Origin of the sequence: Halarchaeum sp. CBA1220, from assembly GCF_003721175.2 — an archaeon.
Classification (GTDB): Archaea; Halobacteriota; Halobacteria; order Halobacteriales; family Halobacteriaceae; genus Halarchaeum; species Halarchaeum grantii.
On sequence record NZ_CP054707.1, the window covers coordinates 404871 to 430726 of the forward strand.

Annotated in this window: 28 protein-coding genes, 1 tRNA gene and 1 pseudogene; 6 read left to right on the forward strand and 24 right to left on the reverse strand. The window is 70.6% G+C overall.

The window, feature by feature from the left end; genetic code table 11:
- Positions 1-146 precede the first annotated feature (146 nt).
- A complete protein-coding gene (locus EFA46_RS02180; protein WP_123075185.1) occupies positions 147-1358 on the forward strand; it encodes a PQQ-binding-like beta-propeller repeat protein in 1212 nt (403 codons plus the stop codon).
- 132 nt (positions 1359-1490) lie between these two features.
- Here the strand turns inward: EFA46_RS02180 and EFA46_RS02185 are convergent, their stop codons facing one another.
- Positions 1491-2570: an archaeosine biosynthesis radical SAM protein RaSEA gene (locus EFA46_RS02185; RefSeq protein ID WP_123075183.1), complete on the reverse strand. Its 1080-nt coding sequence runs from the start codon at positions 2568-2570 to the stop codon at positions 1491-1493.
- A 91-nt stretch (positions 2571-2661) separates the two neighbouring features.
- On the opposite strand from EFA46_RS02185, the gene EFA46_RS02190 reads away from it, so the two are divergent.
- Positions 2662-3243 (forward strand): SRPBCC domain-containing protein, encoded by a 582-nt coding sequence (locus EFA46_RS02190; protein WP_123075181.1) that lies wholly within the window; start codon positions 2662-2664, stop codon positions 3241-3243.
- Here the strand turns inward: EFA46_RS02190 and EFA46_RS02195 are convergent.
- From EFA46_RS02195 to EFA46_RS02250, 12 genes are all read right to left on the reverse strand, one after another.
- A complete protein-coding gene (locus EFA46_RS02195; RefSeq protein ID WP_123075179.1) occupies positions 3218-3568 on the reverse strand; it encodes a VanZ family protein in 351 nt (116 codons plus the stop codon). The genes EFA46_RS02190 and EFA46_RS02195 overlap by 26 nt on opposite strands.
- Positions 3569-3571: 3 nt before the next feature.
- Entirely contained in the window at positions 3572-3919 is a 348-nt protein-coding gene (locus tag EFA46_RS02200) for an AzlD domain-containing protein (RefSeq protein ID WP_123075177.1), read from the reverse strand.
- Positions 3916-4590, reverse strand: coding sequence for an AzlC family ABC transporter permease (locus EFA46_RS02205; RefSeq protein WP_123075175.1), 675 nt, complete (start codon positions 4588-4590; stop codon positions 3916-3918). The genes EFA46_RS02200 and EFA46_RS02205 overlap by 4 nt, the downstream gene beginning before the upstream one ends.
- 55 nt (positions 4591-4645) lie before the next feature.
- On the reverse strand, positions 4646-5125 hold the full coding sequence (locus tag EFA46_RS02210) for a cation:proton antiporter regulatory subunit (protein WP_123075173.1): 480 nt from the start codon (positions 5123-5125) through the stop codon (positions 4646-4648).
- Positions 5126-5170: 45 nt separating this feature from the next.
- Entirely contained in the window at positions 5171-6367 is a 1197-nt protein-coding gene (locus EFA46_RS02215) for a cation:proton antiporter (RefSeq protein ID WP_123075171.1), read from the reverse strand.
- Between the two features lie 62 nt (positions 6368-6429).
- On the reverse strand, positions 6430-6783 hold the full coding sequence (locus tag EFA46_RS02220) for a hypothetical protein (RefSeq protein WP_123075169.1): 354 nt from the start codon (positions 6781-6783) through the stop codon (positions 6430-6432).
- Positions 6780-8540: an archaeosine synthase subunit alpha gene (arcS, locus tag EFA46_RS02225; protein WP_123075167.1), complete on the reverse strand. Its 1761-nt coding sequence runs from the start codon at positions 8538-8540 to the stop codon at positions 6780-6782. The genes EFA46_RS02220 and arcS overlap by 4 nt, the downstream gene beginning before the upstream one ends.
- Before the next feature lie 157 nt (positions 8541-8697).
- Positions 8698-10713: a PGF-CTERM sorting domain-containing protein gene (locus tag EFA46_RS02230; protein WP_123075165.1), complete on the reverse strand. Its 2016-nt coding sequence runs from the start codon at positions 10711-10713 to the stop codon at positions 8698-8700.
- Between the two features lie 174 nt (positions 10714-10887).
- Positions 10888-11193, reverse strand: a complete 306-nt coding sequence (locus tag EFA46_RS02235) for a hypothetical protein (RefSeq protein ID WP_123075163.1) — start codon at positions 11191-11193, stop codon at positions 10888-10890.
- Positions 11194-11248: 55 nt separating this feature from the next.
- On the reverse strand, positions 11249-11524 hold the full coding sequence (locus EFA46_RS02240; RefSeq protein WP_123075162.1) for a winged helix-turn-helix domain-containing protein: 276 nt from the start codon (positions 11522-11524) through the stop codon (positions 11249-11251).
- A 150-nt stretch (positions 11525-11674) separates the two neighbouring features.
- On the reverse strand, positions 11675-13168 hold the full coding sequence (tgtA, locus tag EFA46_RS02245) for a tRNA guanosine(15) transglycosylase TgtA (protein ID WP_123075160.1): 1494 nt from the start codon (positions 13166-13168) through the stop codon (positions 11675-11677).
- A 45-nt stretch (positions 13169-13213) separates the two neighbouring features.
- The gene (locus EFA46_RS02250; protein WP_123075158.1) at positions 13214-13813 is read right to left on the reverse strand and encodes an NUDIX hydrolase; all 600 of its coding nucleotides are present in this window, start codon (positions 13811-13813) and stop codon (positions 13214-13216) included.
- Positions 13814-13928: 115 nt separating this feature from the next.
- On the opposite strand from EFA46_RS02250, the gene EFA46_RS02255 reads away from it, so the two are divergent.
- Positions 13929-14141, forward strand: a complete 213-nt coding sequence (locus tag EFA46_RS02255; RefSeq protein ID WP_123075156.1) for a hypothetical protein — start codon at positions 13929-13931, stop codon at positions 14139-14141.
- 4 nt (positions 14142-14145) lie between these two features.
- Here EFA46_RS02255 and EFA46_RS02260 read toward each other — a convergent pair whose 3' ends face one another.
- From EFA46_RS02260 to EFA46_RS02290, 7 genes are all read right to left on the reverse strand, one after another.
- Complete coding sequence (locus tag EFA46_RS02260; protein WP_123075154.1) at positions 14146-14868, reverse strand: hypothetical protein; 723 nt, start codon at positions 14866-14868, stop codon at positions 14146-14148.
- A 37-nt stretch (positions 14869-14905) separates the two neighbouring features.
- Positions 14906-15655 (reverse strand): histidine kinase, encoded by a 750-nt coding sequence (locus EFA46_RS02265; RefSeq protein WP_123075152.1) that lies wholly within the window; start codon positions 15653-15655, stop codon positions 14906-14908.
- Between the two features lie 266 nt (positions 15656-15921).
- Complete coding sequence (locus EFA46_RS02270; protein WP_123075150.1) at positions 15922-16470, reverse strand: type IV pilin; 549 nt, start codon at positions 16468-16470, stop codon at positions 15922-15924.
- 6 nt (positions 16471-16476) lie between these two features.
- On the reverse strand, positions 16477-16932 hold the full coding sequence (locus EFA46_RS02275) for a type IV pilin (protein WP_123075148.1): 456 nt from the start codon (positions 16930-16932) through the stop codon (positions 16477-16479).
- 474 nt (positions 16933-17406) lie between these two features.
- Positions 17407-17479: transfer RNA gene (locus EFA46_RS02280), tRNA-Pro, on the reverse strand.
- Between the two features lie 55 nt (positions 17480-17534).
- Entirely contained in the window at positions 17535-18131 is a 597-nt protein-coding gene (gene trmY / locus EFA46_RS02285; protein WP_123075146.1) for a tRNA (pseudouridine(54)-N(1))-methyltransferase TrmY, read from the reverse strand.
- A gap of 54 nt (positions 18132-18185) precedes the next feature.
- Complete coding sequence (locus EFA46_RS02290) at positions 18186-19193, reverse strand: hypothetical protein (protein WP_123075144.1); 1008 nt, start codon at positions 19191-19193, stop codon at positions 18186-18188.
- A 97-nt stretch (positions 19194-19290) separates the two neighbouring features.
- On the opposite strand from EFA46_RS02290, the gene EFA46_RS02295 reads away from it, so the two are divergent.
- The 3 genes and pseudogenes from EFA46_RS02295 (at position 19291) to nucS (ending at position 22015) form a co-directional block, all read left to right on the forward strand.
- Complete coding sequence (locus tag EFA46_RS02295; RefSeq protein ID WP_123075142.1) at positions 19291-20583, forward strand: tRNA pseudouridine(54/55) synthase Pus10; 1293 nt, start codon at positions 19291-19293, stop codon at positions 20581-20583.
- Positions 20580-21224 carry a ribonuclease HII gene (gene rnhB / locus EFA46_RS02300; protein ID WP_123075140.1) on the forward strand — a complete coding sequence of 215 codons (645 nt, stop codon included), beginning with the start codon at positions 20580-20582 and terminating at the stop codon, positions 21222-21224. The genes EFA46_RS02295 and rnhB overlap by 4 nt, the downstream gene beginning before the upstream one ends.
- 36 nt (positions 21225-21260) lie before the next feature.
- Positions 21261-22015, forward strand: a pseudogene (gene nucS / locus EFA46_RS02305) (endonuclease NucS).
- On the opposite strand, the gene EFA46_RS02310 reads toward nucS, so the two are convergent.
- The 4 genes from EFA46_RS02310 to EFA46_RS02325 all read right to left on the reverse strand — a co-directional run bounded on the left by EFA46_RS02310 (position 21999) and on the right by EFA46_RS02325 (position 25816).
- The gene (locus EFA46_RS02310) at positions 21999-22514 is read right to left on the reverse strand and encodes a hypothetical protein (protein WP_123075138.1); all 516 of its coding nucleotides are present in this window, start codon (positions 22512-22514) and stop codon (positions 21999-22001) included. The pseudogene nucS and the gene EFA46_RS02310 overlap by 17 nt on opposite strands.
- Before the next feature lie 143 nt (positions 22515-22657).
- The gene (locus EFA46_RS02315) at positions 22658-24229 is read right to left on the reverse strand and encodes a preprotein translocase subunit SecD (RefSeq protein WP_123075136.1); all 1572 of its coding nucleotides are present in this window, start codon (positions 24227-24229) and stop codon (positions 22658-22660) included.
- A complete protein-coding gene (secF, locus tag EFA46_RS02320; RefSeq protein ID WP_123075134.1) occupies positions 24230-25105 on the reverse strand; it encodes a protein translocase subunit SecF in 876 nt (291 codons plus the stop codon).
- 99 nt (positions 25106-25204) lie between these two features.
- Complete coding sequence (locus tag EFA46_RS02325) at positions 25205-25816, reverse strand: metal-dependent hydrolase (RefSeq protein WP_176969828.1); 612 nt, start codon at positions 25814-25816, stop codon at positions 25205-25207.
- Between the last annotated feature and the right edge of the window lie 40 nt (positions 25817-25856).

Consider the following 25856-nt stretch of genomic DNA (forward strand, 5'->3'; position numbering starts at 1 on the left):
TTACGCGAGCAAGGAGCAACTGCGTTGCGACCGCGTTCGCGTAACCGCCCCCGGCGATTGCGCGAGCACGACGGGCTCCCGAACGGCCGTCGCCCGTCCCGGAATAGAGACAAATTATTTACTGGTTCGGTCGCGACACTACTGCGATGCCCTCCAACGCACAGACGCGCCGCGGACTGCTCGCAGCGACGGGAACGACGGCGCTCGCCTCCCTCACGGGGTGTATCGGTCGCGTCGTCGCGGGAGCCGACCGGGTTCACGAACGGGACGCCCCCGTCGGCGACGTCACCGGAGCGTGGCCGACCTACCAACACGACTTCGCGAACACCGGCGGGACGGCCGACGGCGGGCCGTCCGGCGACCCGGCCGCTTCCAGCGTCGCGGCCGTCGCCATCGCGACCGGCACCTCGGTAACGCTCGCCGGTGGCCGCGGTGTCGTGGGGTACAGCGACGGGGACGGTGAGGCTGGCGCGTATCGCGGCTTCGGGCTCGACTCCTCGACGGAGTCGTGGTCGGTTCGCTATCCGTACGGGAAGTCGACGCCGACGGTCGCCGGAGACGCGGTCTTCGTCTCGACGGCGGAGTTCGTGGCGGCGTACGACGGTCGGAACGGCGAGCTCTGCTGGCGAACCGACCAAGGCGGCTACGGAGCGGTGTCGAACGCGCCCGTTCTCGCCGCCGACACCCTCCTCACGGACGACGGAGAGACCGTCTACGGTCGCGACCCCGCGACCGGCGAGAAGCGCTGGCACTACGACGCAGGGGGGTCTGGTGCGGCGGTCGTCGCCCGCGACGGCGTCGCGTACACGACCGTGGGGACGAGCGAGGAGACGACCGGCGTCGCCGCCCTCGACCCGATGTCGGGCGAGGAGCGCTGGCGACGGCACGGCCTCCCGGAGAGCACCGTCCCGCTCGTGGTCGGCGAGAACCACCTGTACTACGCGGCCCATCGCGGCGACGTGTACGCGCTCGCACTCGACGACGGGGCGACAGAGTGGCGCGCGTCCGTCCCGCTGCCGGAGAACGGGAGTCCGTACGCCGCCGTGAGCGGCGACACGCTCCACGTCCAGTCACCGGACGGCGCGCTCGCGGCGTTCGACGTGACCGACGGAGCCACGAAGTGGGCGAGAGAACTCGACGCCGACCTCGGGCCGCGTCCGCCGGTCGTCGCCGCCGATACGCGGTTCGCGCTGGGGGACGAGACGCTGTACGCACTCGACGCCGCGAGCGGCGAGACGACGTGGTCGCTCGGGCTTGACGTCCGACCCGCGCTCATGAGTGCGCCCTCGGTTCGTGGGAGCGCGCTCTACTACGCCGGTCACGGCCGCGACCCCGGTGTCGTGCGCGTCAGCGACTGAGCGCGACCGGCCACCAGTGACCGGGGGGGTCGAGACGAACGGAGCGATGGCCGAGCCGACCAGTTCCTCGCGGGTCGGTCCTCTGGTCGCCGTTCGGTAAGATGGCGGTTCTTCGCCGCCGCTCGGAACGGGTTATTCCGCCAGCGGGAGGTTGTAGGCCGTCTCGCGTTCGAGGACGGCCTCGTGCGTGAGCTCGCACCCGCAGGAGACCTCCTCGAAGACGCTCGGGTCCTGCCGGAGGTCGAAGTCCTTGATGGCCTCGTAGACGAGGTCGTCGCACTCCCCGCAGTTGTGCGGGCCCCGGTCGGAGCCGTTGCCCACGGGGTCGGAGACGACGATGACGTCCTCGTCGGCGGTCTCCTCGAGCACCTCGGCGACCGACCAGAGCCACGGCGGGCGGTATCCCCCGCGGAAGTGAAGCTGGTCGACCATCGTGTAGCGCTGGACGTTCGTCGGGTTCATCGAGACGGTGTGACAGCCCTCGACGGCCGCGCACCGCTCGATGGAGCGCTTCATGTCCGCGACGGCCTCGGACTCGGAGAGGAAGGGCGGCTTCATCAGGAGGTAGGCCTTGACGCCGGCGCCGACGGAGCGCGCCTCACGGGCCGCGTCCTCGAAGTCCGCGAAGTCGAAGTACTTGTTCACGCAGTCGTGGCGGACGCGGTCGGTGGCGGTTTCGAGGCCGACGGCGACGTCGGTCTCGAGGCCGACGTCCGTGAAGTCGGAGACGCGCTCGGCCTCCACGAAGTCCGGGAGGCTCTCGACGACGATGCGCTCGCGGTCGGCGAACACGTCGGCGATGGCTTTTCGAGTTTCGGCGGGCACCTCGCGCTCGTCGAGGAAGCTCCCGGAGGTGTAGATCTTCACGAGCCCGGATTCGTCCTCGGCCTCCTCGGCCTCGTGGTCGAGGCAGGCCTGAATCTGGTCCATGAGGGCGTCGTGGCCGACGCTCCCGCCCTCGACGGACTCGGCGACGTAGCCGCACATCGTGCAGCCGCCGGCGCGCGCCCAGCGACAGCCGCCCGTGTTCAGGATGATCGTCAGGCTCTGATAGACGCCGTCGGGCGTGTTGTCCTCGTCGAGCCAGACGCGCGTCGGCTCGTGCGGGTCGTAGTTCTTGGTCCCTTTCTCGGCGCGGAGTTCGCGCATCACCTGATTGTGCGCGTCCATCCCGCGCCCCTGCTCGTAGACTTCCGGGGACGGTTGACTCATTACCCGAACGAAGCCCGCGAGCGCGTAAAACCTCCGCGGTCCCCGGTGTGCGGCCACAACGCGTACCCGGCACGCGCGACTGCGTCCGCGTATGCCGGCGTCGGTCACGGCCACGGTCACCGTCGAGCACGCCTTCGACGCCCCGCCGAGGGACGTCTGGGTCGCGCTCTCCGACCCCGGGACGGTCGGCGACGCCCTCCCGGGGTGTGCGTCGCTCTCGTCCGCCCAGAAGACGCGCCCGCGTTGCTCGCTCTCGCGGCTGCTCGCCGCCGACCCCGCGACCCGCGAGGCGCGGTGCGTCGCCGAAGGCGAGCGCTACGACGCGACGCTGGCGGCGCGCGTCCGCGACGCCGAGGCGGCGCTCGACGGGACGGTCGCCGTCACGGAGCGCGACTATCCGCGGCTCGCGGTGGAGAGCGAGGCGCACGCGGACGAGGCCGCCGTCGCGGCGGCGGTGTCGCTCACCGTCGCGGACGCCGAGGACGGCTGTCGCGTCACGCTGAGTGCACGCGCGGACGTCTCGGGCGTGCTCGCGGCGCACGGCCGTCGCCCCGTGGAGGCGGCGGCCGCGCGGTGTGCGAACGCGTTCTTCGAGGCCGTCGAAGCGCGTCTCGCGGCGGTCGGCGGCCCGGAGAGCGAGCGCGCCGTCAAGGACCCGGACTGGCGCGCGTGAAGAGGCGGGCGAGGAGAGCGCCGAGCGCGGCGCCGACGGCGTCGGCGGTCAAATCGAGGAGCGACGGGTGGCGGCCGGGGACGAACGCCTGCGCGAGTTCGATGCCGGCGCCGACGAGGACGGCGAGGAGGGCGCACGCGAAGAGGGCGCGGCCGTCGCGTCGCCGGAGCGCCCACGCGCTCGCGAGGACGAGCGCCGCGCCGCCGAGCGCGTGGGCGAGTTTGTCCCACGGGAGGCCGCCGGCGGTCGGCGCGCCCGCGCCGGGGAGAAGGGAGGCGACGGCGACGGCGAGCGCGACGCCGAGGGGCACGAGGAAGCGCCGCATCCCTCAGAGCACCATCGGGAGGACGAACCGGACCGTCCAGAGCGCGAGCATGCCGCTCGCGATGGTGGCGAGGACGTCCTCGGTGCGCCACGCGACGGCGGCGGCGACGGCGCCCGCGAGCACGCGGTCCTGTCCGAGCGTCCCGAGGAGCGTCGACTGTATCGTCACGACGTCGGGGACGACGAGCGCGGCGAGCACGGCCGCCGGGACGAACGCGAGGACGCGCTCCGTCCAGTCGGGGACGTCGCCGAGGCGCCCGACGAGGCCGATGAACGAGTAGCGGATGAGGAAGGTCGGAATCCCGATGGCGAGGATGAGCGCCCAGACCGTGAGCGCGTCGTAGGACGTCATCGGCGACTCGCCTCCACGACGAGGCCGACGACGATTCCGGCGCCCGCGCCGGCGAGCAGGCCGACGTTGAACGGCCAGCCGGCACCGAGGGTGGCGACGGCGGCGGCGACGGCGGCCGCGGCGGCGTGCGGGACGCCCTCGATTGCGGGCACGAGGAGCGCGAGGAAGACGAGCGGGACGGTGAAGCCGAGCCCCCACGAGGCGGGGACGCCGGTGCCGAGGAGGACGCCGAGCGCGGTGGTGAGCTGCCAGACGACCCAGAGCGTGACGGCGACGCCGAAGTAGTACCAGCGGTGGTCGACGTCGGAGTCGCGGTAGGCGGCGAGCGAGAGCGCGAACGCCTGGTCGGTGAGGAGGTAGGCGAGGAGCGCGCGCCAGCGCGTCGCGTACTTCTCGAAGTAGGGCGCGATGGACGCCGAGTACATCCCCATGCGGAGGTTGACGGCGACGGCGGTGGCGACGATGGCGGCGAACGCGCTCCCCTGTTCGACGAGCGAGAGCGCGGCGAGCTGGGAGGCGCCCGCGAAGACGAAGACGGAGAGGCCGAGCGCCTGCGCGAGCGTCAGGCCGGCTTCGACGGACGCGACGCCGGCGACGAGGCCGAACGGCACGATACCGAGGAGGAGCGGGGCGGCGTCGCGGACGCCGCGTCCGAGGGCGTGGCGGTCCATACGAACCGGTGGACGGCGCGGAGATAAACACCCACCGAAGGCGGCGCGGGCGGGCTCAGGGCTCGACGTGGTCGGCGAACGCCGCGTGCTCCTCGCGCGTCCCGACGGTGACGAGGAGGTCGCCGGGTCGGATGACGAAGTCGGGGCCGGGGTTCGGGATGGTCTCGTCGTCGCGCTGCACGGCGATGACGGAGACGCCGGTCTCCGCTCGGATGTCGGTGTCGGTGAGCGCCTCGTCGGCGAGCGGGGAGTCGGGCGTGACCTCGACCCACTCGAGGATGGCGTCGCCGAGCGGGACGGTGAGCTCGTCGACGTCGACGGACTCGAAGTAGGCGCCCTCGAGGATGGAGCCGAGTTTGTTCGCCTGGTCGCCGCTGAGGTCGAGGATCTTCTCGCCGTCGGCGTCCTCGCCGTCGCGGCGGAAGAGCTCGCAGCGGCCGTCGTGGTGGACGACGGTGACGAGCCGCGTGCCCCCGGTGAGCTCCATCTCGAAGCGCCGGCCGACGCCGGGGATGTCGGTCTCGAAGATGCTCATGGCGCCCCCTTCGGGGGGCCCGGAGAAAAGGATACTGCCGGGCGTTCAGCCGCCGGCGGCGGGGAGGTAGCGCTCGAAGACGCCGGACGTCTGGATGAGGACGGTACCGAGGATGCTCATCACGAGGACGTAGCCGACGGTGAACGCGTAGAGGGTCTGTGCGGTCTCGGCGGGGAGGGCGGCGCCCGCGCCGGCGAGCGCGGTCGCGGCGATGATGAGCGAGAACTCCCCGCGCGTCACCATCGCGAGGCCGACGCGGAGCGAGCGGCGCTCGCCGAGGCCGTAGACGCGCCCGCCGTAGAAGCCGCTGATGACCTTCGCGGGGAGCGTGACGACGACCGCGATGGCGAGGAGGTCGAGGACGCCGAGGAAGGAGAACGGATCGGTGACGAGGCCGATCCAGAAGAAGAAGACGGCGGCGAAGGTGTCTCGGAGGGGCGCGAGCGACTCCTCGAGGTCGTGGACGAACGACGTGGAGCTGAACGCCATCCCGACGAAGAAGGCGGCGACGGCCTCGCTGACGCCGATGGCGAGCGCGGCGCCCGCGACGAGGACCGTCGTCCCGACGGCGCGAAGGACGAAGTACTCGGCGGAGGTCGTGGAGAGGAGGCGTTCGAGCGCGCGCGTCCCGACGTAGACGAAGAGCGCGAGCGCGAGGAGGAAGCCGAGCGCGACGCCGACGGACTGGGCGGCGGCGCCGATGGAGCCGCCGCCGAGGACGGCGGCGCCGACGACCGCGAGGTAGATGGCGATGACGAGGTCCTCGAAGACGAGCGTCCCGAGGAGCGGGCCGCTCTCCGGGTTCGCGATCCAGCCGACGTCGAGCATCGTCTTCGTGATGACGGCGCTCGAGGAGATGTAGACGATGCCGGCGAAGACGACGGCGGCGACGGCGCCGCCGAAGAGAATATAACCAAGAGCGAAGCCGACGGTGAAGTTCACACCGAGGTCGATGAGGCCGGAGGCGCCGATGCGGCGGCGGTCGGCGAGCAGGCGCTCGAGGTTGAACTCGAGGCCGAGGAAGAAGAGGAGGAAGACGATGCCGAGTTCGGCGCCGACCTCGACGAACGCGGTCTCGGTGACGTAGGGGAGGCCGTAGCGCCCGAGCACGAACTCGTTGATCGCCATGCCGACGAGGATGTAGAACGGGATCGGGGAGAGGTCGAGACGCGCCGCGAGGAAGCTCACGGCGGCGATTGCCGCGAACATCACGCCGGCTTCGAGGAGGAGTGCGCCCGCCATCGTTCGTCCCTACTCGCTCGGCGCGCGCACTTAAGCGATGCCGGTTCGCTCGCCGGGCGCGCTCAGCGCCCGAGCACGACGGCGGTCCGTATCTCGAGCGCGCTCGCGAACTCGGCGTCGCGCTCCTCGTGCCGGCCGGCGAGTCGGAGCGTCGCCTCGTGGCCCGCGCGGACGGCGGCCGTCTCCGCCTCGTCGTAGCCGAGCGCGTCCCCAGTGCGCGTCCAGAACGCCGCGTCGGCGAGCAGGACCCGCCCGTCGTCGGCGTCGACGACGGCCTCGTACTGGCGTTCGAGCGCGCGCTCCTTCCCACGGAAGTAGTCCGCGACGCGGGCGAGGAGGGCGTCGAGGCGCTCAACTGTGAGGTCGTGCTCCACGGCGGCGGTTTCGACGGCGTCCGGGGGGAGCGGGTGCGTCACTTCTCGACGCTGTGTCGGACGTCGACGGCCACGCCACGGGTCGCGTCCGCCATCGCGGAGCCGTGGACGGCGGCGCGCCCGACCGCGAACGCCTCGGGCCCCTCGACGACGACCTCGTCGCCGGGGCGGATCGAGTCGTCGGCGTCCACGACGCCCGGCGCGAGGACGTTCCCGCGCGGGACGAACGCGTCGATTTCCACGCGCTTCGTCGGGACGGCGCTCTCGACCCACGCCCGCGCGCCGGCGAGCGAGAGGGAGAGCGTGCCGTACTGCGGGACGAGCGCCGCGAGCTGCTCGCCGTCGCCGTCGAGCGCCTGCAGCTTGGGGTAGCGCCCCTGAAGGGTGAAGTCGTCCTCGGGGAAGAGCTCGTCCCCGGCGCCGTCGCCGAACTGGTAGTCCGCGACAGCTCGGAGGGTGGCGGCCTCGCGCTCCTGCACCCAGATCTGGTCCTCGCCCTCGAGGGCGGCGTTCAGTTCGCCGAGCGACTCGTCCGTCGTCGGGTGGTCGACGACCGTGTACTCGACGGGGATGTCGCGGTCGGCGGTCGCGCGCCGCACGATCTCCTCGTAGCCCTCGTCGGGGACGTGCGCGACGATGCGCGGGTAGTCCGTCCGGTCGAGGTAGCGCTCGAGCACCTGCGCGACGAAGTCGAGTTCGTTCTCCGTCCACCGGCCCGTCACCACCGAGTCGTAGTGCTGGGCGGGGTACGTCAGTTCGAGTTCGGTGGGGACGACGCCGATGGGCGAGGTCATCGAGACGACGTGCCCGCGATAGCTCGCGGCGTCCTGGAACTGCCGGTGGCTCTGCGAGTCCGAGTAGGGCTTGCGCGCCGAACACGGCACCAGCAGGAGGGGGTAGTCGTCGAGGCGCGGCGTATATCGGGCGGTGACGCGCTCGGCGAAGCGCTGTATCTCGACGCGCCGCAGGGTGTCCTCGCTCGCGGCGAGGAGGAGGCTGTCGCGCTCGACGGGCGTGCGCTCCTCGACGTAGCGCCACTGCTGGTCGAACTCGCGGAACGCGGCGGTCGTCCACGCCTCGTGGCGGGCTTGGCCCTCGATGTAGTCCCGGAGGCGGCCCTGCTTGATTCGGCCGCGGACGCGCGCGAGTTCGGCTTCGAGGGCGTTCACGTTGTGCTCCGCGCAGGCCTCGCGCCCGAACTCCGCGAGCGGGCGCTGGCACGCCGGGCACGCACACGGGAGTTCCTCAAGGTCGTCGAGGTCGTGTGCGCCCTCGGTGGTGAGGTAGCGGCCCTGCGTCCCGCGCACGACGGCGCGGTCGGCGTCCACGAGGTCGACGCCCGCGTAGACGAGCGTCGCGACGTTCGACGGCGTCGCGACGCCCGAGAGGTAGAGCGCGGTGTCGTCGGGAATCGCCTCCCGGACGTCGACGACGGCGTCGCGGAACGCGCTCCCGTGGCCGACGAACCCGGGCGCGCCCGAGACGACGTAGACGTCCGCGCCGTGGGTCTCCGCCGTCTCGGGCGAGACGACGACGCCGCTCGGGTAGTCGACGTCGGGGTGGTCGACGGCGAACGACTCCTGGACCTCCTCGGCGGTGCCGCTCGGGAAACCCCGGTGGGGGAGGACGGTCACGTGCTCCTCGCTCCCCTCGGGCAGCTCGCGCTCGGCGTTCCAGAGGCTCCCCGCGTCCTCGACGACGTCGTCGGCGAGCGCCGGCGTCTCCACGGGGTCGGCGAGACGCAACTCGCCGATGCGGGCGGCGGCGTCCCGCGCGTGGACCTCGAAGTAGTCGGTCATGGAGGAGTTTCGGGGACGCAGAAAGAACTGTCTTGCCTTACTCGTCGGTGCGCCGCGTGCCGCGCGGGCACGACACCGACGCGGTCCGGGGCGCGTGCGTGACGGTCCCGACGCGCCGTCGCGTCACGCGCCCGACTCGTCGGTCGTTGCGGTGGCGTCAGTCGCGGCGGAGCGCGAGGAGCGCGGCGCCGACGAGCGCGAGGACGGCGAGCGCGACGCCGAAGCCGGGCGAGCCACCGGAGGTGGTCTCGCCCATCGACGTGCTCGTGGCCGTCGTGGTGGTCGCGTCGGTCGTCGTGCTCGCGCCCGCGACGCTCAGGCTCGCGGTGTCGAGGACGGCCGCGCCGTTCGCGGTGTAGGGGCCGTCATTTGCGCCCTCGCTCGACGCGAACTCGTACGCCATGTTCGCGTTCGTGTCGCGGTGGGCCATCGCGACGAGCGTCCCGTCGCCCTCGTAGGGCGCGTCGAGCGAGACGGTGACGTTCTCGTGGGTGCCCGGCGCGAGGTAGGCGGAGGTGCCGCGGATCGACTCGAAGACGGCGCCCTCCGTGACGGAGGCGTCGTGAATCGTCACGAACCCGCCGTCGGCGAGCGTCACCGAGTCGACCGTGACGGTCGCGCCGTCGCCGGACTGGGCGTCGATGGCGACGTGGGCGTTCACGTCGGTCTGCGCGGCGGCGGCGACGGCGCTCCCGTTCGCGGTGTAGGGGCCGTCGGTCGCGCCCTCGCTCGACACGAACTCGTACGCCGTGTTGTCGTTCGACTCCGTGTGCGCCATCGCGGTGAGGAGGCGCGTCGAGCGGACGTGCTCGTCGAGGGTCACCGTGACGTTGCGGTGGACGCCCGCGTCGAGGTAGTCGGTGGTGCCGAGGACGCTCCCGAGCGCGTCGCCGGCGTAGAGCGACGGCCCGTGAACGGTCACGTAGCCGCCCTCGGAGAGGTCGACGACGGGGACGGTGACGGTGGCCCCGTCGGAGGCGGTCGGGCCGTAGGTGATGGCGGCGGAGACGGTCACCGCGCCGGTGTCGACGACGGCGGAGCCGTCAGCCGTGTACGGACCGTCGGTCTCGCCGTTCGAGGCCGGGAAGTCGTACGTCATGTCGCCGTCCGTGTCGCGGTGCGCCATCGGCACGAGCGTCGTGTCGTTCTCCACGGGCGCGTCGAGCGTCACGGAGACGTTCCGGTGGAGGCCGGGCGCGAGGTACGCGGAGGTGCCGCGAATCGACTCGAAGACCGCCCCCTCCGTGACCGAGGCATCGTGCACCGTCACGAACCCGCCGTTCGGGAGGTAGGCGGAGTCCACGCTGACGTGGTGGCCGCCGGTCGCGCCGCCGCCGTAGGCGACCATCGCGGACTGCCCGACGGTGACGGACGCGGTGTCGACGACGGCGGAGCCGTCAGCCGTGTACGGACCGTCGGTCTCGCTGTCCGAGGCCGGGAAGTCGTACGCCATGTCGTCGTCCGTGTCGCGGTGCGCCATCGGCACGAGCGTCGTATTCTGCGTGACGTTCGCGTCGAGGTCGATGCGGACGTCGTGGTGGACGCCGGCGTCGAGGTACGCGGAGGTGCCGCGAATCGACTCGAAGACCGCCCCCTCCGTGACCGAGGCGTCGTGCACCGTCACGAACCCGCCCTGCGCGAGTTCGACGCGGTCGACGACGACGCTCGATCCGTCGGTCGGCTGGTCGCTCATCGAGACGGAGGCCGAAACGTCGACGCTCGCGGTGTCGACGACAGCGCTCCCGCCGGCGGTGTAGGGCCCGTCGGTCTCGCCGTTCGAGGCGACGAACGTGTACGCGCGGTCACCGTCCGAGTCCGCGTGAGGCATCGCGACGAGCGTCCGGGTCCCGAGTTCGCTCAGGGGCTCGTCGAGGCGGACCTCGACCGACTCGTGGGTGCCCGCCGCGAGGTACTGCGACGTGCCGACGACGCTCCCGAGGACGTTCCCCTCGGTGACGGAGGCGTCGTGGATGGCGACGAAGCCGCCGTCGGGGAGCGTCACCGAGTCGACGGTGACGACCGTCCCGCCGCTACTCTGGTTCGAGAACGACACCGCGGGCGCGTGCATGTCCGCGGGTTCGTCCGGTGCTGTGCTCGCTGCGGCCGCGCCCGCCGGCACCGCGCCGACGAGCACCACCGCGACGACCAGTACGGATGCGAGTTGTCGTCGCATGGCCCGAACGAGGACGTATCACCTAAAGGCTATTTTCCGGACTCTCACCCAAATTCGTTCCCACTCGAACCCGGTTTGGTCGTTTTCGAGGGGTTCGGCGCGATTCCGACGAGTCTCGGCGTGGTCACTCAGTAGAACCTGTCGGCCGAGACCCGCGAACGTATCAAGAAGCAGTTAGTCGAGCGTCGTCCACGCGAGGAACGCGAGGCCGAGCGTCTCGAAGACGGCGAGCGCCATCAGGAAGCGCCAGACGAGCACCGGCACCGCCGTCGAGAACCAGCCGGAGAGCATCGGGTCGACGAGGTAGATGTAGAAGTAGACGGCGTTGTGCGCGAGGAGGAAGACGCAGAAGAGCGCGAGGCCGAGCGTGTGCTTCGAGCGGAACTGGAGGTAGTTGCGCACCCAGACCGCGAGCAGCACCGCTAACAGCGCGACGTTCAGTCCCGTCGCGACCTTCGCGGCGTCGGCCCAGAGGCTCATCTGTCCCACCGTTCGACGTCGGCGCGTATAGGCACTTTCCCAAATTCCTCCATACTCACTCCACCTTCTCGAGGACGTCCTCGACGGTCCCCCAGTTGCTCCGCGCGCGCTCCGAGGGGAGGTAGACGGCGCCGTAGTCGTCGCCGCTCTTCCGCACCACGTCGTTGTCCGTGAGAACGTCGAGATGGTGGCGAATCGTCTTGTAGTCGAGGTCCAAGTCCTCGGCGAGTTGGTTGGCGTTCCGCGGCCGCGCGTCGAGGGCGCGCAGGATGCGGGCGCGATTCGGCCCGCCGCGCGTCCCAGTGAGCACGTACCACAGAACGGCCTCCATCGTCCCCACCGTCACCCCGGGCGTACGTAAGGCCATCGCCACCCGCCCCACCGCGACGACGCCGAAGAACGGCGCCTCGTCGTCCGCTCGCGCGTCCGGTCGACGCTACTCGTCCGCTCGCGGTTCCACCGCTCGCTCGTTCGACCGAGCCTACGGCTCGGTCGGCGGCCCCTCCAAGCGCTCCTCCCGGAGGTCGACGAGCGCGACGCGCGGCGGCACGTAGTCGAGGGCGTCCCCCGGCCAGCCGTCGTGGGCGAGCGTGAACTCGGCGTCCGGGTGCTCGCCGGCGAGGCGCGCGACGGCCTTCGCGGCGGCCTCGTAGCCCTCCCGGTCCATGTTCTCCGGGATTTCGGCCGTCAGCGGATACGTCTCTGAGAGCTCCCGGGGGTACGGGCCGAACGGCGGTTTGACGTGCCAGCAGTCGTCGTAGTCGCGGTGGCGCGGGCCCTCCGTCAGGAGGACGTGACCCTCCGGGGAGAGTCGGTCGAGGCGCTCGCGGTGGCGGATGACCTCGGGGCGACGCGCGGACTCGGCGGAGGTGTAGAAGAAGGTGTCCTTGCTCGCGGGGTCGCTCGCCTCGTACTGGCGGGCGTGGTCGAGGAACGCCCGGTAGCCGTCGAGCGTGCGGGGGTGGGCGTGTGCGCGCGCCTCCACGAGCTCCATGAGGTCGCCGTCGCGGACCGCCTGCTTCACGCGGCGGAGCTCCGTGAAGGAGACGTGGAGGTTGTGCTCGGCGAGCAGTTCCTCGCGCGCCGCGTCCGGCATCCGGCGCACCTCCTCGGGCGTGTGCTCGACGCAGACCGGACACGAGCACGGGAAGTGCTCGAGGTCCGGGAGGTGCTCGGTGCCGTGGACGGTGAGGTAGCGGTCGTCGCGCGCGTAGATGGCGTACGCCGCCGAGTCGAAGAGGTCGCAGCCGAGCGCGACCGCGAGCGCGAACATCATCGGGTGGCCGGCGCCGAAGAGGTGGACGGGCGCGTCCCGCCCCAAGCCGCGCTTCGCGCCCGCGACGGCGCGCGCCATGTCGTCGTAGCGGTACTGGTTCATCATCGGCACCACCGCGCCGACCGGGAAGACATCGAGGTCCGTCCCGTAGGCGTACTCGCCGGCGTCCTCGCGGAGGTCCGGGTAGGTCGAGCCCTGCACGGGCGCGTTCACGAGCATCTCGCCGACGTCCACGGTCTCCGCGAGTTCGAGGCGCTCCTGCGTGGTTCGGAGCTCCTCCGCGGCTCGCTCGCGCGGGACGTCCGGCGGCGTCGGGATGTCCACGGGCGTCCCCACGTCGCTCCCGATGTCGTGCTGGAAGCGGAGGATCTCCGCCGTGTCCGTCTCAATCTCGCCGTACTCGGCGAGCTGGAAGGAGCCCGAGTCCGTCATGATGGCGCCGTCGAAGCCCAGCAGGTCGTGGAGGCCCTCCTCGCGTGCGCGCTCGGCGAGGTCCTCGTCCTGCTTGATGATGTAGGAGTTCGTGATGAGCATCTGCGCGCCGAACTCGGAGAAGCGCGACGGGTCGACCGTGATGAGGTTCGGGTTGACGACGGGGAGGAGCGCGGGCGTCTCCACCGTCACGTCCGCGCGCGGGACGCGCAGGTCGCCGATGCGCCCGCCGGCGTCCTGCGCGCGGATCTCGAAGACGTCTCTCATTGCTCGCGTTTCGCGCGGCGAACGACTAAGGGTTGTGTTGTGCGCCTACGCGCGGAACTCGGCCTCGGGGCCGAACGCCTCGTAGTAGAGGAGCGCGAGCGCCGCCCGGCCGTCCCGGAGGTCGTCGCGTCTGAGCGCTCCGCGCAGGGCGTCGCGCGTCGTCTCCTCGACGCGGATGCTCTCGTTGAAGTCGAGTTCCTGCTCGCCCGAGGGCGTACAGCCGTACGCGACGAAGTAGTGGTGGTGGGCGTTCGCGACGCCGTTCGTGGGCTCGAAGGACGCGAGCTTCTTCACGCGCTCGGCCTCGTAGCCCGTCTCCTCGGTGAGTTCGCGGTGTGCCGCGTCCGCGAGGTCCGCGTCCGCGTCCTCGACGCCGCCCGCCGGGAGGCCGCGATTCACGCGCTTGACCGCCTGTCGCCACTCCTCGATGACGACGACGTCGCCCTGCGGCGTGAGCGGCAGGACCACGACGGAAGGGGCCTCGTCGAGGTAGTCGAAGTCGCTTTCGGTGCCGTCCGGGAGCACGACGTCCTCGTGGACGACGTCGAAGCCCGGGCAGTCGTAGGCGACGTCGCTGTCCGTCGTCTCCCACGCGAGCGCGTCGCGCGCGTCGTCGGCGTCCTCGCTGTCGGCGTCGTCGCTCATCGAGTGAGCGCTCGGCCCGCGTCCCCCTCGCCGTTTCGGTTCCGCGCGGCCGACCGAGTACGCACTGGCCGAGAACAGCGGCATGGTTTATCAGTATTCCACGACGAGATGGCGTATGACCGACACGCCCATCGAGACCATCCGAACCATGCTCGAATCGCTCCTCGAAGAGACCGACGACCCGGACGTCCACTACAAACTCCGGACGTCGCTCCAGCTCCTCACCATCCTCGAGGAGCGCGACGCCGCCGGGCGCGACGCCCTCGAACACACCGACCTCGACCCCGAGGTCGCGGAGCGCCTCGAACGCCTCGGCTACATCGACTGAGAGCTCAGAGCTCGACGCCGTCGAGGGAGTCGCTCAGCTCCGCGACCTCGGCGTTGAACGCCTCGACGAACCCCCGGAATCCCGGCGCGTACTCGCGGACGTCGCCCGGGGACGGCGGCGCGTACTGCGAGACGAGGTAGACGCCGCCCTCGCCGCCCGCCCGAACGTAGGACGCCGACGCCGCCTCGCGCTTCAACTCCCAGCGCGTCCCATCCACCGTCGCCGTGAACGTCCCGTACTCCGTGGGCTCGACGCGGTGGAGTTCCGCCGCCATCCGGTCCGCGGCGTCCTCGATGCGCGAGACGATGCGGTCGCGTTCGGCCGCCACCTCGCCCGTCGAGGCCACCGGCGGGAACTCCTCGGGCACGCCGTCGAGCACGCCCGCGAGCGACGCCACGTACTCCTCGAACGCCGCGACGAACTCGTCGTAGTGCTCCATCGCCGTCGCCAGCTCGCCCGCGTCCGGGTCCGCCTTCGAGGAGACCACGTAGACGTCGAGCCCCGAGCGCCCCTCGAAGCGCAGGAAGTCCACGTCGCCCGCCTCGTACTTCAGCGTCCACTCGCCGCCGTCCGTTCGAAACGTCCGACGGCCGTAGTCGCCGCCCTTGAGGCGCGCGAGCTCGTAGGCGAGACGCCCCGCGTGCTCGCGTACCCGCGCCGCGACGGCGTCGCGCTCCGCCGCCGTGGCCTCCGCCGACGGCACGTCCGCGTCCAACCCCTCGGTCATGGGCCCACGAGGGGTGCGACGCGGATAGCATTCACGCTCACAGGCGGTAGGCGATGTCCTCCGCGACCGCGTCGACGAGGTCGTCGCGGCCCGTCCAGAACCCCGACCACTGCCGGGGCGTGTCCGCGTACGCCACGAGCGCCGTCCCGCCGCCCTCGGGGCGCCGGAACACCACGAACCACCCCTTTCGGAAGTCGTCGCCGTAGCCCGCGTGCGCCGTCACGTCGAACCCCACCGGCGGCATCCAGTCCGGCGTCCCGTAGACGTGGACGTCCACGTCCGACTCCGCGAGCGTCTCGTAGACCGCACGCGTCCCCGACTCGTCGTTCATCCGAGAGAGCCGCTGGAACGCCGAGCGCAGTCTCCCCTCGCCCGCCAGCCACGCCTCGCGCTCTATCGCACGCGACACCGCGATGAGGAGGAGTTTGTCCTTCTCGGTCTCCGGATACCCACGGACGTCGAAGCGCGTCTCCTCCAAGCCCGCCAGCACGTCCGGCAGCTCCGCCTCCTCCAAGCCCCGTGTGCCCGTGATGAACAGGTCCGAGTTCACCAGCAGAACCGCGTCCATCACCGCCGACAGCGGCGACGACGCCACGACGTCGCCGTCGCGCACCAACAGCACGACGTCGCGCTCGCCCTCGGGGAGGTCGGCCTCCGACACCGCGACCGGCTGGCCCTCGAAGAGCCCCTCCAGCATCCGCTGGACCGGCATCGGCTGGTCGCGATTCACCACCACCAGCGACGCCTGAGGCGCGTCCACGTCCTCGATGAACTCCGAGAGCGTCATCGTTCTAGCACATCGGTTCACACGCCGGGTAAAAAGTGTTCGCGGCCGACAGCGCGACTGCGACCACACGCCGTGCCCTCTCCCGAGCGGAGTCCGCCGCGCCACTCGACAGCTACGAGTTGACCGTCCGGGGCCGCCTCTCCCTCGATGGCGGGGTGTGCACCGACCGACCGCTGCCCGAGCGCGACGCCCCGGCCGTGTCGTCGGCTAACGCAGTTGCTCCTCGACGGCGAGTACGCGAAAGAAAGACCGCGACAGTGGTGTGGTTACGAAACGGTGTAGCTCGTCAGAATCGACGAGCTGCCGCCGTCGGAGGACCACACGAGACGGACGGTGTCGCCCTCAGAGAGCGTGTTCATCGGGGTGCCTCCACTCGTCTCGTAACTACGGCTCGGGTACGTGACGTCATCTCCGGTACTGGCGCCCGTACCGTAAAGATCAACCGTCCCGCTCGTGCCGGCCGTAATCTCTCCCGAGAAGACGGCAGTCAAGCTATCGGAGCTATCGACAGTGTAGGCAGGGTTACCGTTGACGGTGACGTTGACGTTCTCGACATCAATCGGAGCACCGCTCTGGTGGGTGACAGTTACGGTCTTGTTGGTCGTGCCATCGTCGGTGCTATTCTCAAGAATATTCTCACTCTGCTGGTTCCACTCGAAGCTGGCCTGCGGGGCGTTGTTCCCGACCTGACTACCGAGACCGAGCACGAACGTTCCGATGACGGCCGCGAGAATCACCGTAATCGCGACCATTAGAATAACCCCGATCACCGGGGAGACACCACGGTCGTTATCGAGGAGGTCTTTCAGTTCCATCGGTGGTTAGGCGTTGTACGTCCACGAGGAGATGATCGAGGACTGGCCGGAGTCGGAACTCCAGACGAGGTTCACCTTCTGCCCGTCACTCCACATAGTAGCAGAGTCAGGATCCGTAGATGTGTCCCAGTTCGTGATGTTCAGTGTGTCGCCAGCAGAGATATCGCTACCAGGACCACTGGTGATGTTGACCTTGCGGTTGCTCGTGCTTGTGGAGGCGCTCAACGAACTGTTGCTGATAGCACTCCCACTACTCTGAAGCGTCGCTTCTACAGTATTGGGACTCTGATTCTCCCAGTCGAAGCTCGCCTGCGGTGCGTTATTGCCGACCTGACTCCCGAGGCCGAGGACGAACGTCCCGATGACGGCCGCGAGAATAACCGTAATCGCGACCATTAGGATGACTCCGATCACCGGGGAGACACCACGGTCGTCCGTGTCGAAGATGTGTGTAAGTTTCATGATTGTGATGCGCCAACCCAGCCACAGAAGCGATGTAGGAGTCTGGCGACTCCCATCGCGTAGGTCGGGAGGCCGGGGCCTCCGTCCCCACGTCCTCTTCTGCGAACAGCGGTCGGCGTCTATGTGCTATCTGACTCGGAGATAACTTAAAATGGGTGGCCGATTACCGCGTTCGAGCCCGGCGAAACCTTTGTTAGCGCCCGCAATACGCCCTCAACCCACACAATCGCGTTCTCTGACACGACGCGAGTCCGCTCCGTACGGCTCGCTCTCGCGAATCACGGGGGTCGTCGCGGGACGCGGGAGCGCGGCGGCGCCGTCGGGGTACGGGCCGCTCACCGCTGACCCGGGAGCTATGGCGGCCGAGTTACGCGTGACCGTCGGTTCGCGAGCGTTCGCGACGGCGTGGAGCGACGGCGCGGCGGTGAGTGAGGGACGGAGAAATCGCTGTCCGGTGTCGGAATGCGGGAGAAGTGGGCCGGCGCGAATTTGAATCGCGGTTACGGCCACCCGAAGGCCGAAGGATACCAAGCTACCCCACCGGCCCGCACTCGAACGGATGGGGCGATTGCCTTTAACGCTTCCGAAAGGGGATCTGGGGGTCAGTAGGACGTGTAGGCGTCGGTGTCGAGGTAGTTGTGCGCGACGGTGATGGTGTGGTCGGCGTGGAGGACTTCGGGGCCGACGCGGACGCGGTGGTCGCTCGCGTCGGCGAGGTGCGTCGCCTCGGCGTCGGTGAAGTCGCGGTGGTCGGAGAGGACGAAGACGGGGTCCGTGGGTGGTTCGACGTCGGGGAGGGGGCGGCCGTCCTCGTGGAGTTGGAGGACGGTCCCGCGCGCGGCGGCGTCGTCGAGCGTGGGTTCGAAGCCGCGCTTGGAGACGTAGACGCCGGGCGAGGGGTTGGCTTCGCGGTGGCCGATGGCGTTCCCCTTGGCGTCGATGGCTTTGCGGAGCATCCCCGCGATGTTGCGCTCGTCGGGGTTGAGGTAGCGCAGTTCGCTCCCCTCGAAGCGGACGGTGAGGTCGTCGGCGAGGACGAGCGAGACCCGGACGTCCTCGCGGATGCCGTGCGAGAGGAAGACCGCCGAGTTCACGCACCGGCAGAGGACGTCGAGGCGGCCGGCGCCGCCCGCGAGGTCGGCGAGGTCGAAGTCGGCGGTGGTTGGGGCGTCGTGGCCGTGGACGACGAAGTGGCGCATACGGTCGAGAGGGGGCGGAGCGTGTTGAACGCCGCGACTCGCCGTCGGGTGGCCTCAGGCGGCGTCGCCCTCGTCGCCGTCCGCGTCGTCGCTCCGAGCGTCGGCGCGGCGCTCGGGGATCAGGTCGAGGCTCGTCTCGGTGTCGCCGAGGAGGAGGAGCGGGTAGTAGCGCAGGTAGGCCTGCACGGGCGCAGAGACGAGGCCGCCGAGGAGGAGGGTGGTGAGGAGCCCGAGGAGGAGCCCGACGCCGAGCCACGTCCACGCGAGGGCGCCGCCCGCGCCGGCGAGCGCGAACGGGAGGCCGAAGACGAGGCCGACGACGATGGCGACGGGGATGAGGGCGAGGACGAGGACGATGGCGACGGCGACGCCGCCGACGAGCGTCAGCACGAGGTTCGCGACGAAGAAGACGCCGTACTCCTTCGGGTGCGCGCGCAGGACGCCCCAGAGGCGCCGCCAGCCGGCGAGGACGCCGACGCCCTCGCAGTACATGATGGGGACGACGAACGCGCGCGTGAAGCCGAGGACGACGGCGACGCAGAGCGCGAGGACGACGCCGACGGGGAGCAAGAGGAGGAAGAGCGCGCCGACGGGGAGGCCGAGCAGAACGGGCGCGATGGCGAGCGCGAACACCCCGAGGACGAGGCTACCGAGGAGGAAGCGGAAGGCGAAGAGGCGCAGGCCCTGCCCCCAGTGGGCGGCGAGGGTGGCGCGCAGTTCGACGTCGCCGGTGACGAGGGCGTCGACGAACGTGAACTCGAGGGCGGCGCCGACGACGGCGAAGACGACGCCGAGGAGGAGCGCGGCGGCGAGGAGCGCCCAGACCCAGAGCGGGACGACGGCGAGCACGTCACCGAGCGAGCCGGAGGGGAGGTCGGCGTCCGGGACGGTGCCGACGTCGCCGGTGTTGACGTTCCCGGAGCCGGAGAACCCGCTGCTGACGCCGCCGGTGAGGACGGCGACGAGCGCGAGCTTCAGCCACTCGACGGGGGTCAACTCGCGGAGGAAGGCGGTCGTGGTCGAGAGTGCATCCGTCACGTCGTCGACGGCGTGGAGGGCCATGCGGGGACGGTTCGTCGACTGTGGGCAAAGGCGTTGTGCCGGGCGCCGGCGACGGCGGACCGAAGGGTTCCTCCCGGCGCGCGTCGATACGTCGCGTATGAGCATCCTTGAGGACGCGCGGGCCGTCGTGGAGAACGGCCCGGTCTGCGACGCCTGTCTCGGCCGGCAGTTCGCCGACCGGAGTTTCGGGCTGACGAACGAGGAGCGCGGGCGGGCGCTCAGAGTGAGCGTCGAACTCGACGACGACGACCCGCACGACCCCGTCGAGACGGAGGCGTGCTGGGTCTGCGAGGGGCTGTGCGCGACGTTCGACGAGTGGGCGGAGCGCGCGGCGAGCGGCGTCGACGACGTCGAGTTCGCGACCTATCAGGTGGGGACGCGCGCGCCGCCGCTCGTTGAGGAGAACGAGGCGCTGCTGCGCGAGAGCGCGGGCCTCGGCGAGGAGGGCGGCGAGCCGTTCAAGGCGGAGTTCAACCGCGAGGTCGGCAAGCGCGTCGGGCGCCTCACCGACACCGAGGTGGACTTCGAGCGCCCGGACGTCCTCTTCGTCCTCGACGTCGCCGAGGAGTCCGTGGACGTGCAGGTGAACCCGGCGTTCGTCTACGGCCGCTACCGGAAGCTCTCGCGGGAGATACCCCAGACGGAGTGGCCGTGTCGGGAGTGCAACGGCACCGGGCGGCGGGCGGGCGAGCCCTGCATCCACTGCGACGGCACGGGCTACATGTACGCCGAGTCCGTCGAGCAGCTCGTCTCGCCCACGATTCTGGAGGCGATGGACGGCGACGACTCCTCGTTCCACGGCGCCGGCCGGGAGGACATCGACGCGAAGATGCTCGGGACCGGGCGGCCGTTCGTCGTCGAGGTGAAACACCCCCGCGAGCGCTTCCCGGACGTCGACGCCCTCGAAGCCGAGATCAACGAACACGCGGACGGGAAGGTCGAGGTCGAGGGGTTGCGCCTCGCGACCTACGACATGGTCGAGCGCGTGAAGGAACTCGACGCGTCGAAGACCTACCGTGCGCGCGTGCAGTTCGACGAGCCGGTCGACGAGGCGGCTTTCGAGGCGGCGCTCGCGGAGCTCGACGGCGCGACTATCGAACAGAACACGCCCGAGCGCGTCTCGCATCGCCGCGCGGCGAAGACCCGTATCCGTGAGGCCTACGCGGTGTCGGGCGAGCTTGAGGACGAGACGCACGCGACGGTCGAGATCCACGGCGAGGGCGGCCTCTACATCAAGGAACTCGTCTCGAGCGACGAGGGGCGGACGGAGCCCTCGCTCGCCGGTCTGATGGGGACCGCGTGTCACGTGACGGAGCTCGACGTGCTCGCCGTCGAGGGCGAGGACGAGCCCTTCGAGGACCCCGACTTCTTCGTCGAGTCCGACGGATGACGCGGCGTTTCGGGGTGGACGAGGCCGGGAAGGGCCCGGTTCTGGGGTCGATGTTCGCGGCCGCCGTCGTCTGCGACCCCGAGGAGTTGCCCGACGGAATCGCGGACTCGAAGACGCTCGCGCCCGCGCGCCGCGAGGCGCTCGACGAGCGGATTCGGGCGGTGGCGGACGTCGGCGTCGCAGAGGTCGGCGTCGAGCGCATCGACGACCCGGCGACCGACATGAACACGCTGACCGTGGCGGCGCACGCCGACGCCCTCGAGCGGGTCGCGACGGACGGCCTCGCGGGCGTCGTGGACGGCGGGGACGTGGACGCCGCGCGCTTCGGGCGCCGCGTCGCCGAGCGCGTGGACGCCGGTATCGACCTCGTGGCCGAGCACGGCGCGGACGGCGCGCACGCCATCGTGGGCGCGGCGAGCATCGTCGCGAAGGTCGCGCGCGACCGACACGTCGAGGGCATCGCCGAGGTGCACGCGGGCTACGACGTCGGGAGCGGCTACCCGAGCGACCCCGCGACGCGCGAGTTCCTCCGCGCCTACGTCGCCGAGACCGGCGGCCTCCCCGACTGCGCGCGCGAGTCGTGGGCGACGTGCGACGACGTCCTCGCGGCCGCCGAGCAGTCCGCGCTCGGGGAGTTCTGAGCGCTTATGTGTCGCCCGCGCGACCGTGCGGACGGAATGGGAGTCGAGCGATACGAGTCGCCGGACGCGGAGACGGTCGCGGACGTCGTCTCCCCGCGCTCCACGAGGGCGCGGTGGTGACGGCCGAGGTGGCGTGCGAGGTGGAGTACGACGGCCGGACGAGCGGCTACCTCGGTCCGGGCGACCGCCTCCTCGTCGCGAAACCGGACGGCACGCTGCTGGTCCATCAGCCGACGAAGCACAAGCCCGTGAACTGGATGCCGACCGGCGGGACGATCGTCACCTCCGTCGCGGAGACCGCTGACGAACCCGTCATCGTCGCGCGGCGCTCGAACCCCCGCGAGCGCGTGGAGGTGCGCGTCCGCGAGACGTACGGCCTCACGCGCTTCGACGCCGCCGACGCCGCCGAGTACGAGGAGTCCGGGACGGAGGCGGAGATGCACGAGTACATCGAGGCCCACCCCGAGGAGCTGGAGGACGGCCTCCGCATCGTCGAGCACGAGCGCGAGACGAAGTACGGCTTCATCGACTTCTACGCCGTCGACGACGAGGGCACGCCGGTCGTCGTCGAGGTGAAGCGCGTGCAGGCGACGCTCAACCACTTCGACCAGCTGAAGCGCTACGTCTCGCTCTACGAGGACACCGGCGACGTCCGTGGCCTGCTCGTCGCGCCGTCGGCGTCCGAGCGCGTCGAGCGGGCGTGTCGCGACGCCGGCCTCGAGTTCGTCGCGCTCCCGGAGTTCGAGACGGACGCCACGCCCGGGAACGCGACGCTCACCGACTTCGACTGAGCGCCCACCGGAGCGCGCCGACGACCGCGCGGTCGGCGCTCCACGCGAGGACGGCGAGGACGACCCCGACACCGACGACGACCGCGAGCGCGTCCAGCGGGACCGGCTCGCCGGGCGTCGGGAGGGCGTACGCGAGGCGGACGAGCGCCGTCGCGAACGCCGGCCACGCGCGCCACGCGACGGCGAGGGCGACGCACGCGAGCGCCGCCTCCAAGCCGAGTCGCGTCGGCGTCGGCGGGTCAACGTCGGTCGCGTCGCGGCCGCGTTCGCGGCGGCGTGTCCGCTCGCGGGCCTGGCGCTGGAGCACTCCGAGGACGGTGAGCGCGAGCAGGACCCAGAGAAGTCCGGCGAGCGCCGTCGCCGTCGTCGCCGCCGGGAGGACGCCGCGCGCGTCCAGCGTCGCGGCGAGCGTCGGCCCCGCGGCGTCCACCGCGAGGGCGAACGCGGCGTAGCCGACGAGCGCGTGGACCGACCCGCCGGCCGGAACGTGCCGAGCCATGCGTTCCGTAGGCGGCCACGGGCCTTAACGCGTTCTCAGCGTCCGAGCGGCCACGGACGCCGGAGGCGACGGACGCCGTCGACGCACGCGACGGACGCGAGGCCGCCGAGGGCGGCGACGGTCGAGAAACGGAGTGAGCCGCGCTACTTGCCCTCGTCCGTGAGGAGGTAGCGCAGGATGTCGCCGTAGGCGGGGCGCGTGATGAGCACGCCGATGAGGACGCCGAGGATGGTGACGAGCGCGAACCCGCGGAGGTCACCGAGCGAGAGGAACGCGAGCGGGCTCATCGCGATGATGGTGGTCGCGGCGGCGCCGCCGATGATCCAGAACGCCTTCCGGAAGCGACTCTGGAAGACGCGCTCGGAGGACACCTCTTGGGTCGTCACCTCGTCGGCGATGATGACGAGGTCGTCCACCCCCGTCCCGATGACCGCGATGAACCCCGCGATGTGCGAGAGGTTCAACGAGAGGCCGACGAGCGAGCTGAACCCGAGGAGGATGCCGACCTCGCTGAGCGCGGTGACGAGCATCGGGAGCGCGACCTTCGCGCGGCCGTAGCGGAGGTAGACGACGAGGCTGACCGCGAGCGCGGCGATGAGGCCCGTGAGGAAGCTGAGGGGCTTGAAGCGCTCGGCGAGCGACGCGTCGATGCTGTAGACGGTGCCCGAGTCGATGTTAAGGGGCGCGGGCAGCGCACCCGCGCGGAGGTCGACGGCGACCTGGCGGGCCTCGCTCATCGAGTTCGTCTGGAGGACGAACGTCTTCGTCTGCTGGAAGTCGCCGCTCTCGATGGAGTTCGCGAGGTCCTGGCCCATGCCGGCGGAGTAGACGACGTCGCCGTCACGGACGTTCAGCAGGCAGTACTCGTCGCCGGGCGTGCCGTTCGGGTACCGGCAGTTCGAGATGCCGGCGCTGGAGGTGTAGCCGTACGCCTGCATGTCGTCCGCGAAGGACTGCGCGGCGCTGTCCGTGAGCGTGATGGGGACGACGGGGACGCCGCGCTGGGTCGTCGGGTCGTTGATCTGCGAGGCCTGTAACTGGTCGTTCGAGAGGACGGTGTCGTTCACCTGCGCGCTCGCGTTCGCGGGGTGGTAGGCGACGATACGGACGTTCCCGCGACTGCTGACGAGCTCGCGGACCTGCGAGACGTTCGTGTTCGGCGCCTCGACGACGATGTAGTGTTCGCCGGAGGGCGTCGACTGCGCGGTGACCTCGGCACCGGAGAAGCCGAGCGAGTTCACCTTGTAGGAGAGCGTCTCGACGATGTCGTCGCGGGTCGCCTGCGTGACGCCGTCGCGAACGTCAGCGGCGCTCACGGAGAGGCCGGCGCTCGTGAGGGCGCTCCGGAACTCCGACTGGGTGACGTTCGTGAACACCTCGGCGGTGCCGGCGGAGTTGTTGTAGAGGCGGAGCTGAACGTCGGAGGCGGTCGTGGACGAGAGGTTCGCGGCGATGGCCTCCCGGAGTTCGTTCTGCGCCTGCTGGTCGGTGGGGACGTCGACGTTCTCGGCCGTGAGGCCGACGACGGGCGCGCGGACGCGCGTCCCGCCGGAGAGCTGGAGGCCGTACTGGAGGTTCGTCGCGCCCTGCGTGGCGGCGTTCCCCGCGCTCCCGGTGACGGGCGCGGCGCCGGGGACGAAGACGGCGCCGAGACTGCCGACGAGGAGGACGACGAGGAGGGCGACGCGCCAGTTCTCGCGGATGCTCGGCGCCATCTACCGACTCACCCCCTCGAACTTGTACCAGCGAAGCAGGCTGAGGTTGAGCATGTAGGTGTTCACGAGGTCGGTGACGAGGCCGAAGACGAGGACGAGCCCGATGCTCGTCAGGAGGTCGATACCGAAGAGGAACGCGACGAGCGACATGACGGTCATCGCGGCGATGGAGGTCACGGTCATCGTCACACCGGTCGTCATCGCCCGGTGGACGCTCTCGTAGAAGCTCCCGGAGCGTCTGAGGACGTGGTTCGTGAGGAGGATGTCGGAGTCAACGGAGTACCCGATGAGCATCAGGAGCGCGGCGACCGTCCCCAGCGAGAGCTGGATGCCGAAGACGTTCATGAGCGCGAGCGGGACGACGATGTCGCCGAACGCGGAGAGGACGACGGCGGCGCTCGGGACGAACGTCCGGAAGAGCACGAAGACGACGACGGCCATGCCGACGAAGGAGCCGGTGAGACCGTAGAGGGCGAGCTGCTGGGTGCTCGACCCGAACGTCGCCGAGGTGCTGGAGACGGAGACGACTTCGTAGTTCGCGGCGCGGGCCTGCTGCTGGAGCGTGGAGACGTCGATGCCGGACCCGAAGGTCACGAGGTAGGTGTCGGCGCGCGAGGGAATCGCGCGGATGGACGTCGTGGGCGTGGAGAACGCCTGTCTGATCGCGTCCTGCGAGGCGGCCTGCGCGGACGTCGCGTGGATCGTCAGTTCCGTTCCGCCCGTGAACGCGATACCGAGTCGGACGGGAGTACCGTAGAGGACGTACCACCCGGCGAGCACCAGCAGCGCGAGCGCGAGCACGCCGAGCGGGACGGCCGCGAGCTGCCGGTTCGAGTACCGGGTGTAGTCCACCTCCGGAACGTCGAACGAGGGCATATGCGTTCGAGTAGCGGCGGGGTTTCGGATAAGACTTCGCTTATCTCGATGGTCGCGTCGGCGACGCGACCACAAGACTCATCGCCGCCGAGGGAACGCTCAGCGCATATCGCGCACGAAGCGCTCGGGGACGTAGTCGAGGACGGGGTCGGGCGTCGCGTGGACGAGGTGTTCGGCGAGCGCGACCATCGGCTTGCGGACCAGGGCGTACGCCACCGACACGCCGACGGCGGCGAGGACGGCCGTGCGGACCACGCCGGAGTAGGCGAGGTAGCCGGGGATGGCGACGGCGACGCCGAGCAGGACGTCCTCGGGCGCGCCGTCGTAGCGGACGAGGCGGCGGGGGCGCCACCACACGCCTCGAAAGTGGTCGTAGACGGCGCGCTCGCTCGTCCCCTCCCACGGCCGGAGTTCGAGGCCGCCCCCGAGCGCGTCGCTGGCGGCATGGACGGCGGCGGCGAGGACGAAAAGCGCGACGGCGAGCGCGAGCGCTCCGCCGACGGCGACGTAGCCGGCGACGGCGATGGCCGCGAGCAGCGACCCGTAGACGGGGAAGTGGAGCGTCTTGCGGTGGCCGGCGTAGAGGTCGAGGTCGGGGAAGACGCCACCGAGAATCCCGGCGGCGGCCACGAGGAGCGACCCCTCACCGGTTATGGCGCTCGCGCCGGCGGCCAGCAGGAGGCCGACGAGCGCGTGCGTCGTCGCCATCATTGTACAGTCGGATACGTGAGGTCAGAATAAAACCCTATCG

Bases quoted from the DNA above. Each gene is read 5' to 3' on its own strand.
- EFA46_RS02235 (WP_123075163.1), bottom strand. From the start codon at position 11,193: ATGAGCCTCTGGGCCGACGCCGCGAAGGTCGCGACGGGACTGAACGTC.
- EFA46_RS02265 (WP_123075152.1), bottom strand. From the start codon at position 15,655: ATGACGCTCTCGGAGTTCATCGAGGACGTGGACGCGCCTCAGGCGTCG.
- EFA46_RS02260 (WP_123075154.1), bottom strand. From the start codon at position 14,868: ATGACCGAGGGGTTGGACGCGGACGTGCCGTCGGCGGAGGCCACGGCG.
- secF (WP_123075134.1), bottom strand. From the start codon at position 25,105: ATGCCCTCGTTCGACGTTCCGGAGGTGGACTACACCCGGTACTCGAAC.
- EFA46_RS02310 (WP_123075138.1), bottom strand. From the start codon at position 22,514: ATGGCTCGGCACGTTCCGGCCGGCGGGTCGGTCCACGCGCTCGTCGGC.
- EFA46_RS02290 (WP_123075144.1), bottom strand. From the start codon at position 19,193: ATGGCCCTCCACGCCGTCGACGACGTGACGGATGCACTCTCGACCACG.
- EFA46_RS02275 (WP_123075148.1), bottom strand. From the start codon at position 16,932: ATGAAACTTACACACATCTTCGACACGGACGACCGTGGTGTCTCCCCG.
- trmY (WP_123075146.1), bottom strand. From the start codon at position 18,131: ATGCGCCACTTCGTCGTCCACGGCCACGACGCCCCAACCACCGCCGAC.
- rnhB (WP_123075140.1), top strand. From the start codon at position 20,580: ATGACGCGGCGTTTCGGGGTGGACGAGGCCGGGAAGGGCCCGGTTCTG.
- EFA46_RS02210 (WP_123075173.1), bottom strand. From the start codon at position 5,125: ATGAGCATCTTCGAGACCGACATCCCCGGCGTCGGCCGGCGCTTCGAG.
- EFA46_RS02215 (WP_123075171.1), bottom strand. From the start codon at position 6,367: ATGGCGGGCGCACTCCTCCTCGAAGCCGGCGTGATGTTCGCGGCAATC.
- EFA46_RS02270 (WP_123075150.1), bottom strand. From the start codon at position 16,470: ATGGAACTGAAAGACCTCCTCGATAACGACCGTGGTGTCTCCCCGGTG.
- EFA46_RS02295 (WP_123075142.1), top strand. From the start codon at position 19,291: ATGAGCATCCTTGAGGACGCGCGGGCCGTCGTGGAGAACGGCCCGGTC.
- EFA46_RS02200 (WP_123075177.1), bottom strand. From the start codon at position 3,919: ATGACGTCCTACGACGCGCTCACGGTCTGGGCGCTCATCCTCGCCATC.
- tgtA (WP_123075160.1), bottom strand. From the start codon at position 13,168: ATGAGAGACGTCTTCGAGATCCGCGCGCAGGACGCCGGCGGGCGCATC.
- EFA46_RS02190 (WP_123075181.1), top strand. From the start codon at position 2,662: ATGCCGGCGTCGGTCACGGCCACGGTCACCGTCGAGCACGCCTTCGAC.
- EFA46_RS02325 (WP_176969828.1), bottom strand. From the start codon at position 25,816: ATGATGGCGACGACGCACGCGCTCGTCGGCCTCCTGCTGGCCGCCGGC.
- EFA46_RS02255 (WP_123075156.1), top strand. From the start codon at position 13,929: ATGACCGACACGCCCATCGAGACCATCCGAACCATGCTCGAATCGCTC.
- EFA46_RS02230 (WP_123075165.1), bottom strand. From the start codon at position 10,713: ATGCGACGACAACTCGCATCCGTACTGGTCGTCGCGGTGGTGCTCGTC.
- EFA46_RS02240 (WP_123075162.1), bottom strand. From the start codon at position 11,524: ATGGAGGCCGTTCTGTGGTACGTGCTCACTGGGACGCGCGGCGGGCCG.
- EFA46_RS02180 (WP_123075185.1), top strand. From the start codon at position 147: ATGCCCTCCAACGCACAGACGCGCCGCGGACTGCTCGCAGCGACGGGA.
- EFA46_RS02250 (WP_123075158.1), bottom strand. From the start codon at position 13,813: ATGAGCGACGACGCCGACAGCGAGGACGCCGACGACGCGCGCGACGCG.
- EFA46_RS02205 (WP_123075175.1), bottom strand. From the start codon at position 4,590: ATGGACCGCCACGCCCTCGGACGCGGCGTCCGCGACGCCGCCCCGCTC.
- EFA46_RS02185 (WP_123075183.1), bottom strand. From the start codon at position 2,570: ATGAGTCAACCGTCCCCGGAAGTCTACGAGCAGGGGCGCGGGATGGAC.
- EFA46_RS02195 (WP_123075179.1), bottom strand. From the start codon at position 3,568: ATGCGGCGCTTCCTCGTGCCCCTCGGCGTCGCGCTCGCCGTCGCCGTC.
- arcS (WP_123075167.1), bottom strand. From the start codon at position 8,540: ATGACCGACTACTTCGAGGTCCACGCGCGGGACGCCGCCGCCCGCATC.
- EFA46_RS02315 (WP_123075136.1), bottom strand. From the start codon at position 24,229: ATGGCGCCGAGCATCCGCGAGAACTGGCGCGTCGCCCTCCTCGTCGTC.